General features: G+C 35.6%; 12 protein-coding genes. 11 read left to right on the forward strand and 1 reads right to left on the reverse strand.

Going from position 1 to position 13,990, the window contains the following annotated elements:
• The first annotated feature begins 22 nt into the window (after window positions 1-22).
• On the forward strand, window positions 23-1,063 hold the full coding sequence (locus AC1DFT_RS07900) for an NAD(P)/FAD-dependent oxidoreductase (protein WP_477918644.1): 1,041 nt from the start codon (window positions 23-25) through the stop codon (window positions 1,061-1,063).
• 76 nt (window positions 1,064-1,139) lie between these two features.
• On the opposite strand, the gene AC1DFT_RS07905 is transcribed toward AC1DFT_RS07900, so the two are convergent.
• Window positions 1,140-2,162 (reverse strand): DUF2804 domain-containing protein, encoded by a 1,023-nt coding sequence (locus AC1DFT_RS07905; protein WP_477918645.1) that lies wholly within the window; start codon window positions 2,160-2,162, stop codon window positions 1,140-1,142.
• Window positions 2,163-2,319: 157 nt separating this feature from the next.
• Here AC1DFT_RS07905 and AC1DFT_RS07910 point away from each other — a divergent pair, with 157 nt between their 5' ends.
• The 10 genes from AC1DFT_RS07910 to AC1DFT_RS07955 all read left to right on the forward strand — a co-directional run bounded on the left by AC1DFT_RS07910 (window position 2,320) and on the right by AC1DFT_RS07955 (window position 13,407).
• Window positions 2,320-2,808, forward strand: coding sequence for an amidase domain-containing protein (locus AC1DFT_RS07910; RefSeq protein ID WP_477918646.1), 489 nt, complete (start codon window positions 2,320-2,322; stop codon window positions 2,806-2,808).
• A gap of 195 nt (window positions 2,809-3,003) precedes the next feature.
• Window positions 3,004-4,146: an ABC transporter ATP-binding protein gene (locus tag AC1DFT_RS07915; protein WP_477918647.1), complete on the forward strand. Its 1,143-nt coding sequence runs from the start codon at window positions 3,004-3,006 to the stop codon at window positions 4,144-4,146.
• Entirely contained in the window at window positions 4,124-5,593 is a 1,470-nt protein-coding gene (locus AC1DFT_RS07920) for a CehA/McbA family metallohydrolase (protein WP_477918648.1), read from the forward strand. The genes AC1DFT_RS07915 and AC1DFT_RS07920 overlap by 23 nt, the downstream gene beginning before the upstream one ends.
• Window positions 5,594-5,691: 98 nt before the next feature.
• Window positions 5,692-6,600 (forward strand): ABC transporter permease, encoded by a 909-nt coding sequence (locus AC1DFT_RS07925; protein ID WP_477918895.1) that lies wholly within the window; start codon window positions 5,692-5,694, stop codon window positions 6,598-6,600.
• Window positions 6,601-6,624: 24 nt separating this feature from the next.
• Window positions 6,625-8,316: an extracellular solute-binding protein gene (locus AC1DFT_RS07930; protein ID WP_477918649.1), complete on the forward strand. Its 1,692-nt coding sequence runs from the start codon at window positions 6,625-6,627 to the stop codon at window positions 8,314-8,316.
• Between the two features lie 64 nt (window positions 8,317-8,380).
• Window positions 8,381-9,277: a carbohydrate ABC transporter permease gene (locus tag AC1DFT_RS07935; RefSeq protein ID WP_477918650.1), complete on the forward strand. Its 897-nt coding sequence runs from the start codon at window positions 8,381-8,383 to the stop codon at window positions 9,275-9,277.
• Between the two features lie 9 nt (window positions 9,278-9,286).
• Window positions 9,287-10,180 carry a metallophosphoesterase family protein gene (locus tag AC1DFT_RS07940; protein ID WP_477918651.1) on the forward strand — a complete coding sequence of 298 codons (894 nt, stop codon included), beginning with the start codon at window positions 9,287-9,289 and terminating at the stop codon, window positions 10,178-10,180.
• Complete coding sequence (locus AC1DFT_RS07945) at window positions 10,181-11,521, forward strand: MATE family efflux transporter (protein WP_477918652.1); 1,341 nt, start codon at window positions 10,181-10,183, stop codon at window positions 11,519-11,521. It begins immediately after the preceding gene.
• Between the two features lie 33 nt (window positions 11,522-11,554).
• Window positions 11,555-12,334: a DeoR/GlpR family DNA-binding transcription regulator gene (locus AC1DFT_RS07950; RefSeq protein WP_477918653.1), complete on the forward strand. Its 780-nt coding sequence runs from the start codon at window positions 11,555-11,557 to the stop codon at window positions 12,332-12,334.
• 53 nt (window positions 12,335-12,387) lie between these two features.
• Complete coding sequence (locus tag AC1DFT_RS07955; protein WP_477918654.1) at window positions 12,388-13,407, forward strand: histidinol phosphate phosphatase domain-containing protein; 1,020 nt, start codon at window positions 12,388-12,390, stop codon at window positions 13,405-13,407.
• Window positions 13,408-13,990 lie beyond the last annotated feature (583 nt).

A 13,990-nucleotide genomic window follows, 5' to 3' on the forward strand; every position in this document is an offset into this window, starting at 1 on the left:
ATAAATTTTAGGAGACTAAAAAATGAATGATATATTGGATGTAACGATTATTGGTGGGGGACCAGCTGGACTATATTCTGCCTTCTATAGTGGACTTCGGGAATTGAAAACAAAAATTATTGAGTTTCAACCACATTTAGGCGGGAAAATACATGTATATCCGGAGAAAATGATTTGGGATGTAGGGGGGCAACCTCCAATTTCGGGGGAACGATTAATCGAACAATTAGTACAACAAGGACTTACTTTTGATCCGGAAGTTGTGTTAAATGAGAAAGTGGAATCCATCACACAAAACGAACAACGAATTTTTTGCTTGAAGACGGCTACAGGTCAATTGCATTATTCTAAAACAATTATTTTAGCGGTAGGTGGTGGAATCCTTAATCCTTTGAAGTTAGATATCGAAGGTGCAGAGCGATTCGAAGTAAGCAATTTAAATTATACAGTGAAGTCTATACAAAGATTTAAAGATAAGACAGTTGTTATTTCCGGGGGAGGCAATTCAGCGGTAGATTGGGCAAATGAATTAGAGCCCGTTGCTAAGAAAGTGTATGTGACATATCGTAAGGATGCTTTGAATGGACATGAGGCACAAGTTAGTCAATTAATGTCAAGCTCCGCAACAGTCCTTTTCAATACTTCCATATCCAAACTAATCGCATCACATAGTCATGATGCAGTTGAAAAGGTAGCTTTAACAAACCATGAAACTGGAGAAGTAACTTTTTTGGAAATTGATGAAGTGATTATTAATCATGGATATGAAAGAGAAGCGGAACTTCTCCAAAATAGTGATGTGAACATTGCGATGGTAGAGGACTTTTATGTGGACGGTACTAGTACGAGCGAATCGTCTGTGGAAGGTATTTATGCAGCAGGTGATATATTGGCGCATCCCGGGAAATTGCATTTAATAGCAGGAACTTTCCATGATGCAGCAAATGCAGTAAACCAAGCGAAACAATTCATTCAACCGGATGCATATAAAATGGCCATGGTTTCTTCTCATAATGATGTGTTTAAAGAAAAAAACAAACAGCTTGTTAAGCAGTTTGTTTGAAGGAAAATGGGTTTTCCGACTAAAAAGCAAAAGTTGCCACCGAGTAGAAAAAATACTCGGTAGGCAACCTTTGCTATTACCATTTCGCTTTTTGTTCTTCTATGCAACCTAACATTTCGCGGATATGTATGGTTGGACCGTTTTCTAATTGGATTTTGCCATTATAGTAACCAATCATCTGATGGACTTCAGAAGAAGCAAGCTTTATATCCGTTTTTGCAGTTCTGTGGAAAAAAGGGGTAAATGTTAAATCTACTTCTTTCGAAAATTTGGTTTTCATTTTCCAGGGTAACATAAAATCATTTGTATCATAGGTAAACATTAAGTCCTCATGTATTTTCATTAACTTACCATCTAGTATAATGGCATTTTCAGTCATGCCCGTACCATCTGTCCATTTTCCACCAAAGTTTAACCCAATTCGTCGAGGTCCTACACGTTGAGAAGCAAATCCCCAATTCCGTGTCATCTCTCTAGGCAGAACCCCTCTACTGTAATCAAGTACGGCGAAGTTATCCTCTGCTTGAAAAATATAACGAGCGTCTCCCATTTTTACAAAACCTGTAGCAGGCAATATATGCTGCTTTGCTGTAAATTGAAACTGAGTCCGATTCCAAGGGATGACTACATTCAAAGATTCATCTTCTAAAGGATGTGAAATATGTAAATCAGCATGCAAAAAGTCTCCATCAAAATCAGGTATCGTAATTGTCATATGTGTTTCGTTTTGTATATATAATAGATGAATAGACATTTCCTTCGAATGAAGTTGCAGACTTTCTAAAACGTTCGAAGGCATTTTTATTTTATTGCCAAAAGGGATTGTAACCGTTTTTTCGACAAACCGTTGTGTTTCATAATTTAAAAAATATACAGAACAAACTGCTGCATAATCTAAATGGCTAATGGTTGCAGAAAAGAGTATATCATCTCCAAAGATACACCAATAATTCCACTTTTTCTTCCGCATATAATGACCTTTTAAATTGCTCTCAATGATTGGCTTTTTGGCATATCCAATTGCCTTTGGATTCAAATTACCTTTGTCGTCGCAAAGTAAAGTCGACTCGGTTATTTCTTTTTCTGCATGCTGTATCACTTGCCATCTTCCTTTCTAAAAAGTAGGTTGCCATTTCTCCAAAAATGGTGACATCCGCCGGGGTCTTTAATTTTTGTTGAAAAATTTGAATTCATTGACTCAATACTAGCATATAATTCCTTTGAAATCATATAAACAAATAGAGGGAGGTCGAAAATTGGCAACTTATAACCGCGATGCTGCGGTAGCTTATGCCCAAAAGTGGTGGAATAGCTACAACCCCAAGTTTCCCGTGTTTGATGTGGATTGTACCAATTATATTTCCCAATGCTTATTTGCCGGTGGTGCCCCTATGAGAGGACAATATAATAGGGAGAGAGGATGGTGGCTAGGAAATAATACATGGAGTTTCAGTTGGAGTACTCCTCATGGTTTACGCTGGTATTTGGCGGGATCTACAAAGGGCTTACAGGCGACTCAAGTAGACTCTCCAAGTAAGCTGATTCCGGGAGATCTTATCTTTTATGATTTTGAAGGGGATGGGAGATACGATCATTCCACGATTGTAACAAGCGTTCAAGATGGGATCCCCTATGTAAATGCGCATACGAATAATAGTCGAAACAGGCATTGGAACTATTCAGATTCCTATGCCCATACACCAAATACAAAATACGTCTTTTTTCATGTCAAAGATCAGTTTTAATAGAAAAAGGGTAACTAAACGCTCATGCGCTTTAGTTACCTTTTTTATTATGCTGATTTTTTGGTATTTACAAATTATTTACTTCCGAAATATATCTACTTAATATTTGCATGTTAAATTTCTCTTGTAAACAAAAACAAAACAAACATAAAAAATCAAGAAGCAAAAGTTAAACGAACTTTACTAGGAGGTACCATGGCTAAGTTATTAATTCGCAATTTGTCGAAAGAGTATAGTGGTGACGTAAAAGCAGTAAAAGATTTTAATTTAACAATAGATGATGAAGAGTTTATTGTGTTTGTTGGTCCTTCAGGTTGTGGTAAATCCACTACACTCCGAATGATTGCAGGTCTTGAAAGTATAAGTGGTGGTGAAATACTCATAGACGATAAGATAGTAAATTCTTTACATCCGAAAGACAGAGATATTGCAATGGTTTTTCAAAACTATGCACTGTACCCACATATGACTGTATTCGGTAATATGGCTTTTTCTTTAAAGTTAAGAAAGGTACCGAAAAAGGAAATTAAAGAACGTGTGCTTAAAGCAGCAAAGATTTTAGATATTGAATCGTTATTAGATAGAAAACCTAAAGCCTTGTCAGGTGGACAAAGACAACGTGTAGCTTTAGGAAGAGCGATTGTAAGGGACGCCAAAGTATTTTTAATGGACGAGCCTCTTTCTAATCTAGATGCGAAGTTAAGAACACAAATGCGAGCAGAAATTACGAAGCTTCATAAAGAATTAAAAACAACAACTATATATGTAACACATGATCAAACGGAAGCAATGACAATGGCGACTAGAATCGTTGTATTAAAAGATGGCGTCATTCAACAAGTTGGAACACCACGGGAAATTTACGCAAAACCAAATAATATTTTTGTTGGGAGCTTTATAGGTGCTCCTGCTATGAACTTTCTGGAAGGTATTTTAACAGAAGCGGGACTAGATATAACTGGAACTATTATTCCTTTACCAGTTGATCAGATTAATCGATTAAAAACAAAAGGATATATGAATAAAAGCATTGTTGTTGGTATCAGACCCGAACATATTAAATTATGTAAAGAGCATACAGAAAGTGAAAATAGCTATCATTTTCAAACAAATATTGAATTAGCAGAACTAACAGGGTCTGAAACCATTTTACATGTGAAATTGAATACTAATGAAATGGTTGTAAAAGTAGATGCAGTAGAACCATTTGAATCAGGTCAATCCATTGACATGATTTTTGACTTTGAACATATCCACTATTTTGATGAAAAATCAACCGAACGAATTGAATTACATCCAGTAGAGATGGAGAAAGGTGAAGCAATTGTCGCCGTTTAAAACCACTTTAGGGAACTATCAACTTACAGTTACCCCGGACGCACATCAGTCCCATATATTATTTAGAGTGGAAGTCCCGAAGTTAACGAAAGAGCTTATTATCCATTATGCTTACTCACCAACGGAAGAAAAAGTAGAAGCAAATGTAGATAAACTATTTTTAAAATATCAGAAAGACAACCATATGGCTTCTTCAGATAGAGCTCATATTCAATCCGTAAGAAACCTAATTACTATATCAGCTCGCTCCAATAAAGGATTCGAAGGAAGTTGTCATCGATTTGAAACAGTTGGAACGATTACTATTAACAACACTAGTTCTACACCAGGTATGAATACTGGCGAAATCGAGCCAGGATTTTGGGATATCTCTTTTAATCTACATGCATTGGTGACGGAATTGACGCAAATCGATTGCACAATTCAAGCTCTACATGAAGAGGAATTGAATGTACATCAACCTATAGCAATAGAAGATATTTCTAAAAAGTCATTAGAGAGAAATAAAATGGATTACCGCCATTTCCAAAAAGTAGAATTGCATTCGCATACGCAGCATAGTGATGCTATTCATACTACTTCCGAATTAGTGAACGAAGCTATTAAGCAAAACATCGATTGGCTAGCGATAACAGATCATAATACATTAAGTGCGTTTAATGAACTTGCAACGGAGAATAAATCAATCAAGTTGATTAAAGGATTAGAAATGACAACATTACACGGACATTTCTTAACATTAGGCTATCAAGATCAAAAGCCGATCGATTGGACATCCATTGATCGATTTAATATCAATGCAAAATTAAAAGAAATGAAAGAGCAAAATTTATTAATAGGTATTGCTCATCCATTCGATGTTGGAAGTCCATATTGTACAGGCTGTAGATGGCAGTATGTATTGGAATCGCTAGAGTATATTGATTTTATCGAAGTTTGGAATTCAGAGGATCCTCATTATTCGTTATCCAGTGCAGATGCCATTGGGAAATGGACGCAATTATTAAATAGTGGTATTGAAATCCCCGCTACATGCGGAAGGGATTGGCATCATTCAAATACAGCTAAAATGCCACCTTCTCTTTATGTCATGGCGGAGAAAAATGCAAGGGAACGGGACATCTTACAAGCCATAAAGCTTGGAAGAAGCTATATGACAATTGCACCTCAAATGGAGTGGAACATTAATAACGAGTGGACAATTGGAGATCGGATAACTTCAAATGGTGTCGATGACATGGTAGTAAATATTCATCTTACAAATGCTGCCAAGGTGCATGTCGTGAAAGTGGAATCGAATTTAGGAGATTTAGTTAGTAGTGATCAATTAAATATTCAATACAAAATCGATACGATTAAACAATTGAAATGGTTGAGAGTATCAGCTTTTGATAACAATCTAAATCGTATTTTATTAACAAATCCCATTTATTTCTCAGAAAATTAATCCATGAATTAGAAAGGAGGAGTTATTTTATGGTGATGACGGCTGATAAAAAAATTCAACAACCATCAAGCTTGAAAAAAAAGAATAAAGTCAAGCCAATGAAGATCAATTTAGAAAACATTTGGCAACACCGGGCGCAATACTTTATGCTCCTGCCATGTATTATCTTCTTCATTATTTTCTCGTATTTACCGATGGCTGGTATGGTACTAGCGTTTAAAGAGTTTCGATTTGACACAGGAATATTTGGTGGTGCTTGGGTAGGACTCCAATATTTCGAACGATTTTTTCAGGATCCTCAAAGTTGGACATTTGTCAAAAATACACTCATCATCAGCGGGATGAAATTAATATTAGCATTGCCGTTTCCGATTATTTTAGCACTTATGTTTAATGAAATAAAAAACAATAAAATTAGAAGCTTTTTTCAAAGTATCACTTATTTGCCACACTTCTTATCTTGGGTAGTTGTTGTAGGGATATTACAAAGTATTCTGGCACCTAACTCAGGGTTATTGAATCAGATGATTTCGTTTTTAGGAGGCGATGGGAGCAGATTCTTCTTAATGGAAGAAGCGAGTTTTCATTCTGTCATGTTTTGGAGTTATGTTTGGAAGGATATTGGTTGGAGCTCTATCATTTATTTTGCCGCTATTATGGGTATTAACCCATCCCTATATGAAGCAGCCGCGATTGATGGTGCGAACAGATGGAGACAAATATGGCATATCACCTTAACTGGTATACGACCAACGATACTAATCTTGTTCATCTTATCATTAGGAAATATTTTATCAGCAGGATTTGATCAAATTTATTTACTAAAAACACCAGGTAATATGGAAGTTTCGGAGATTATCGATACGTATGTTATTCGTACTGGGCTTCAAAGTGGCCAATTTGGTTATGCAACCGCAGTAGGAATGATGCAAGGAATAGTAGGATTAATCGTTGTACTTGCGGTGAATCGTTTTGCCAGCAAAAAGTTTAATACTTCATTATGGTAATTCAAAACTTGGAGGAAAAAAGAGATGAAAAAACTAACTTATAAACTATTAATGGTGCTATTAGTAAGCATTTTGTTACTAACAGCATGTACAAATGACAAGGAAGCAATTAGCCATGAAAAACCTGAAGGAGCTCCAGAAACTTGGATTGCAGATAGAACTGTAAAAGGGCTTATATTTATGAGTGATGGAGACGTTTCAGCCGAAATGAACCCTGAAATTGCTGCCGAATTAAAAGAAAAAACAGGGATTACTTTAGAATTACAAGGAATTACAGTTGAAAATTCAACAGAAGCTTTAACTTCTGGATTAGCATCTGGAGATTTACCAGATTTCATTGCATACTACTTAGATCATAGTGGAAGACCAGAAATGCAAATATTATTAAAAGGCGCTCGTGAAGGCATGTTCCACGATTTAACGCCAATGTTAAAAGATACAACTATTTATAGTAAATATTTTGAAGAAGGCTATTTACCGACAGACACGAAGGATAATGTCATGTTCAGGGATGAATTTAATGATGCAAGTTATTTTGTTCATATGTCTATTCCACGTGAAGCTGGAACTGTTACCCGTAAATATGTTGGAGGACCATATATATTACAAGACGTTGTTGACCAATTAGGCATCAATCCAACTGAAATCGATACGACAGAAGAATTACGTGAAGTAGCAGAACAGATTAAAGCTGCCAATTTAACAGATGTAAATGGTAAACCGATGACACCGATTGGTCCAACTGCATGGGGTGGGGCAGACAGAGACTCCATTTTCAATGATCTTGTGTGGTCAGGGGCAACAGGCGAGAAGTTTTTAAAAGATAAAGATGGAACAATCAAGCATGAATCTCAAACGGAGTACGGTTTAAAACGAGTTAATTTTATTAGAGAATTATTAGCAGATGATCTTCTGCATCCTGAATTTTTCACGATGGAAGAAAACAGAGCTAAGGAAGGTATTGTGAACAAGTCATTTGGGATTGTTTCGGATATGCATAACTATGTTGTTCAAAATAATGATATGAAATATATTCCACTTGGCCCAATTGATACGGTCGAAGGCGACTATCAAATGCAATTAAACTACAAATCTGGTTATGCTGGATGGTCTATTCCTAAAACAACCGAACACCCTGAGGATATTGTTAAATTAGCTGACTTTTTATCAAGTCGTGAAGGAAAGTTACTTAGCCATTATGGAATTGAAGGAAGAGATTACACACTAGATGAACAAGGTAATCCGTTAGTGAAAAAAGAAGTATTAGAGTTAAAAGAAAATGATCCAGAAGCAGCTGCTAAGTTAGGTTTTAGAGGCGTTCGATCATACTGGGCAGAACATTTAGGATATACAGATATGGATAATTTAGCAGACTTCGGTGAGTTTGAATACGGTGCAAGAGTTGCTGGAGAAGATGTTCAAGCAGCAGAAAAAATAATTCAAATGTGGAATTACGATGAGAAGTTTAAGAATGCAAAAGTAATTGATGGTTCAACACCTAAATCATTTATTTTCGAATTCCAAAATGGGGATAATTTAAACATTGCACTAGATACGTACAATGAAAATTTACTTCGTGCTTACTATAGTAAGTCTTCGGAAGAAGCGGAGAAAATATTAAATGATTCTAAAATACAATTAGAAAAAGCTGGACTAAATGATTATATCAATCTAATTCAAGAAAAAGAATCAGAAGGAACGACAATTAAATTCTAAAATAAAAAGCTTCCTTTCTTATCTGAGTGAGGGAAAGGAAGCTTTACTTATTGGAGGTATAAATATGTTCGACGAGCATGATAAAACGTGGCGTTTCTTTAAAATATTCAATTTGGTCATTGTGGCACTGCTTTGCTTGTCTATCATTCTCCCCTTTTTAAATATACTAGCATTATCGCTTAATGAAGGAACTGATGCGCAAAGAGGCGGAATCTCTTTCTTCCCTAGAGAGTTTAGTTTTGAAAACTATATGGAAGTTTTTAAGCAATCAACTATTATAAATGCTTTTGGGATCAGTTTGTTCAGAACAGTAGTAGGAACGATTATCAGCGTTTTTTTAACTGCAATGGCTGCCTATGCACTTAAAACGAAAACATTGCCTGGTAGAAAGTTTATAACATTTTTCATCTTTTTTACCATGTTATTTAGTGGCGGAATTGTTCCTTATTATTTAGTGCTAACGGAACTCCATTTAACAAATACGATTTGGGTATACATTATTCCAAGCCTTTATAGCGTGTGGAATATATTAATCATGAGAACTTTCTTTTTGCAAATACCAGACAGTATTGAAGAAGCAGCTAGAATTGATGGTTGTAGTGAATTTCAAATTTTCCTTAAAATCATTCTACCAATGAGTAAACCAGTTATTGCGACCATTGGACTTTTTAATGCTGTTGCCCATTGGAATGATTGGTTCTCTGGATCATTCTATGTAAGGAATCCGGAACTAAAACCACTTGCAACCATTTTACAAGAAATGTTGACAAGACAACAAGCATTAGCAGATGCCTTGATGAAAAACTCAGGTGCATATGAGCTTATAGAGAAAATCACGGTTACTGGTGATTCTTTAAAGATGGCAACTATTATTCTTGTTGTAGCACCAATTATTATGATTTATCCCTTTATCCAAAAGTATTTTGTTAAAGGTGTTAATATCGGTTCGGTAAAAGAGTAGGAGGATGGAATGATGGAATTAGTAATGAAAAATGATGGAAAATTTACGATTATGCAATTGACTGATTTACATGTGGGATCAATGCCGTTTCACGAACATGATTATTTAACGTTTCACCATATAAAAGAAATGACTGCAAAGGCCGATCCAGATTTAATCGTTATTACAGGAGATTTAATATGGTCTGAAGGAGTAGTAGGACCGGAAAAAAGTTTTGATGAATTGATCCATGTGCTAAATGAATTAAAAAAACCAATTGCCATTACATATGGTAACCATGATACAGAAGAAGGCGTTACCCGTTCCGAATTAAGAGAAATGGAAGAAAAAATTGATTTACTAGTAGAGAAAAAGCATTTACATGTGGTGGAGGATCGTGCAGCTTATTGTGTGGAAATAAAGAATGAAGATAATGCTGTGACAAATGTTCTTTACATGATTGATAGTGGTGCTTTAGATCCCTTAAAAATTGGGACATATGAGTTTGTTCACCCAGATCAAGTTACATGGTTTAACCAAGTTTCCAAGCATTATGGTGGTAGAAAGCAAGATTTCAAGCAAGATCTATTATTCTTACATATACCTCTTCCAGAATACAAAGAAGCATGGGAAGATGGCCAAGCTAGTGGTCAAAAAAATGAAAGTATTTCTTCGCCAATGGTCAATACTGGGTTATTTACATCGCTATTATTGAATGGGAATGTCGCAGGTGTATTTTGTGGCCATGATCATGACAATGACTTCGTTGCCGCATTTCAAGATATTAAGTTATGTTACGGTAGAATTAGTGGATTCCAGTGTTATGGAGAACTTACGCGTGGGGCGCGTGTAATTGAAATGAACTCCAAACAGTTGTTTCAAACACATATAATCGAAACAACTTCCCAACAAAATTACAAATAAATGAAAAGTTATAAAGAAATACCTACATTCAAGTTTCTTTTTATTCCTTTGTTAGTGGAGCAGCTATTTCAACTGCTACTTGGAAACATGGATGTGTTAATGCTTAGTCAGTACTCCGATAATAGTGTTGCAGCGGTTGGATTAGCGAACCAAATACTAGTTGTGACGACTATGATTTACGGATTTATCAATATTGGAACAGCCATTCAGCTAACTCAGCTTTCGACCATTGATCAGAAGGAAAGAAGTGCAAAAGTTGTTTCGCAAGCTTTTTATTTAAATGTGATTTTTACTATTATTATGACGTCCGTTTTAGTAATCTTTCATGAAAAATTACTTCAAATGATTCAAGTACCAGAGAGTTTAATGAGTGAAGCATCTACCTATTTAAAAGTACTTACCTATGGTCTCGTTTTCCATTCGATAATGGGCTTATTAGGGAGCATATTTAGAAGCTACTCAATGGTTAAATTTGTTATGTTTGTATCTATATTCATTAATATTATTAATATTATTTTTAACTATATCGTATTATTTACACCGATTTCGGTTTTCGGTGAAGGTGTTTTTGGTATAGCTGTTACGACGAACCTAAGTAGAATGATTGGTATGATCATATTATGCTTGTACTTTGTGAAACATAAGCAATTACTATTTGGTTTTATTGAGTGGTTAAAAATAGATGTAAAAGCAATGAAAAAAATACTAGTGCTTGGCATCCCTTCAGCTGGCGAACATGTCTCCTATAATTTATCGCAAGTAATCATCACTGGTTTTATCGCCAGCTTAGGGGCTGCAACAGTTACAGCTAAAATTTATACGCAAACGATTACTTCCATTGTTTTTGCATGTTCAATGGCAATATCTCAAGCAAGTCAAATCATAACAGGTAAGCTCATTGGAACTAAAATGCATGATCTTGCCTATACCTTTTCGGTGCGTTTATTAGTGAAAAGTGTTGCTATTACTACTACTTTAACAGCTATTATCGCACTACTATCTTCCACAGTAATTTCCTTCTTCACTTCAAATGAGGAAATCGCTCATCTTACGATTATGTTAGTTTTTTTCAGTATTTTGTTAGAACCTGCTCGAACAGCAAATGTTATCCTCGTTTCTAATCTAAATGTTGCAGGGGATGTGAAGTATCCTGTATTTATAAGCATTGTTGTTGTATGGGGATTTGTTATTCCGATGAGTTTTATAGTAGGCGTATGGTTGGGGTATGGATTAGTTGGTATTTGGATTGTATTCATATTAGATGAGTGGATTCGTGCTTTATTTTTATTTTTGCGATGGAAAAAAAGACGTTGGAAATCAGTGAACATTTTGGTAGATTAATACTAATGACTAGATAACGGTGGAGGGAATGGAATGTTAAATAAAGATGAACGACACCAATTTATATTAAGCCAACTACAAAGTTCTTCCAAAATTATGGTGATAGATATTGCCAAGCATCAAAATGTAACGCCCGAAACAATAAGAAGAGATTTAGCAGAGCTTGAAATGAATGAGCAGTTGACACGAATCCATGGCGGAGCTGTTCCTTATGTTCCGACTCAAAAAGAAATGGTATATGAGAAGAAAGTGTCATTGAATTATGATGAAAAAGTGAAAATAGCCAAAAAAGCAGCCGAACTTATTCAGCACGGAGATACAATTGCAGTAGATGCTGGGACGACGACCGTACATATTGCGGATATGATAGAAGATATCCAATCATTAACGGTCGTAACGAATTCACTAAGTGCAGCCAATCGATTTAATTTGGCGATTGAGGAGAAGCGAATTTCTGGACAAGTAATTATGCTACCCGGTATTACTAATCCTGAACAAGCTTCTGTAAAAGGTACATTTACGGTCGACTTTTTAAAAAGATTTAATTTAAATAAAGCTTTTATATCCTGCGGTGGAGTAACGAAAGATGCTATATATGATTATGATATGGACGAATCACTAGTATCAGAAGTCATGATGGAACATAGCAGAGAAGCTATATTACTTACTGATTCATCCAAATTAAATAAAAAGACATTATTTGAAATAAGCCCTATTTCCAAACTTACAAAAGTTATTTGTAATGAAGAACGTCCTTTAGACTGGTCTAAAGGGGAATATGAGTGGATTTGCACGAATGATCAGAACATATGAAAAAAAGGATTTGCACGAATGATCAGAACATATGAAAAAAAGGAATTGAGCGTATGAAAGTAGATTATCATATTCATCTGGAAGAAGGACCGTATTCACTTGCTTACGTGGAGAAAACGTTGAAGGCATTGGAGCATTTTAGTTCTATGAAAGAAAAGAAGCATACAAAAGAGTGGTTAGTACAAGCGATGAAGTTGATGGGTAAGCGCTTGGATGAAACTGAATATTCCACTTGGTGGTTAGATTTTTATCTACAAGAAGCTTTAAATAAAGGAATTAAAGAGGTAGGAATTGTCGATCATCTATACAGATTCAAAGAAACGAAAGCGTATTTCACCAAATATATGGATGTTAGTTCAGAAGAGGTAGGTAAAAAACAAGCAGATTGGTTAGAAAAAGTAATGGTTAGAAGTTTGAAAGAGTTTGTTACGTTCATTACTTCTGAAAAGGAAAAATGGGCTTCTAAAGGGGTTGAACTAAGGCTAGGTATCGAGGCCGATTACTTTGTCGGTGGAGAAGAGGAGTTAAAATCTATACTTAGTAATTATGACTTTGATTATGTGATTGGATCTGTGCATTTTTATGAAGGATGGGGATTCGATAATCCCGAACTGCAACATAAATTTAAGCAATATGATCTGAATGAACTTTACTACAATCACTTTGAAACCGTAAAAAAAGCTGCGAAAAGTGGAATTTTTGATTTCATTGCGCATTTAGATAATATGAAAGTATTTAATTATAGACCAGATGAAGCAAGTTTGGTGGAAATATATAAAGAGGTTGCAAAAACGTTAGTTGAAAATGATATGGCAACAGAGATTAATCCTGGACTATTTTATCGCTACCCAGTGAAAGAAATGTGTCCAAGCCCAATGTTTTTAGATATCCTACTTGCCGAAGGAGTAAAATTCACAACATCCTCGGATTCGCATTTTCCTAATGATTTAGGTATTTATTCAGATGATATAAAAAAGATGTTAGTGGAAAAAGGTGTGAACGAAGTAGTAACCTTTGATAAGAAAAAAAGAATTGTAAAGCCTCTACATATGGATCCCATTTTAGTTACGTGATAGTGTATTGAAAAGAGAAGCTTAGAAAGTTGTTGAAAACTACTCTCTAAGCTCTTTTTTGTTGCTTCGGAAGCTATAAAGATTTTTGACATGTGGATAACTTTTTTAAAAGTAACATATGGTGAGGCATTTTTTCAATCGAACGCGGTATAAGGATACTGTGCCGTAGTACGTTGAATAAAGTGTCCGCTGTGATTTTCGCTGCAGCCGTACGCTTTCCGCCGGGTGAGCGATGAGCCATCCCCGCCGCCCTTAGGCGTACGCCTGAGATGTCTCATTAGCCCACTCATCCGGCAGGAGTCGACGTCTGTAGCGAAAATCAAAAAAAATTGCCCAATTATCCATACCATCCCGTTAAAAAACAAAATTTCAACCAGTTTTTTCATTGCATTCATCCAATAAATGGCTTAGGGCAACCAACCGATCACTGGGAGCAACCAGTTCTACTACGAAAGCAACTAAATCAGCACGAGAGCAACCAAATTACTCGTGAAAGCAACCAATTCTTAAAAAGGCTCTTTACTTGATGTGAGACAACTATAATTCCGACCTATTATAGGAATTATATGTCTTAAATCCCTTC

The organism is Psychrobacillus sp. 05T411 (assembly GCF_056396485.1).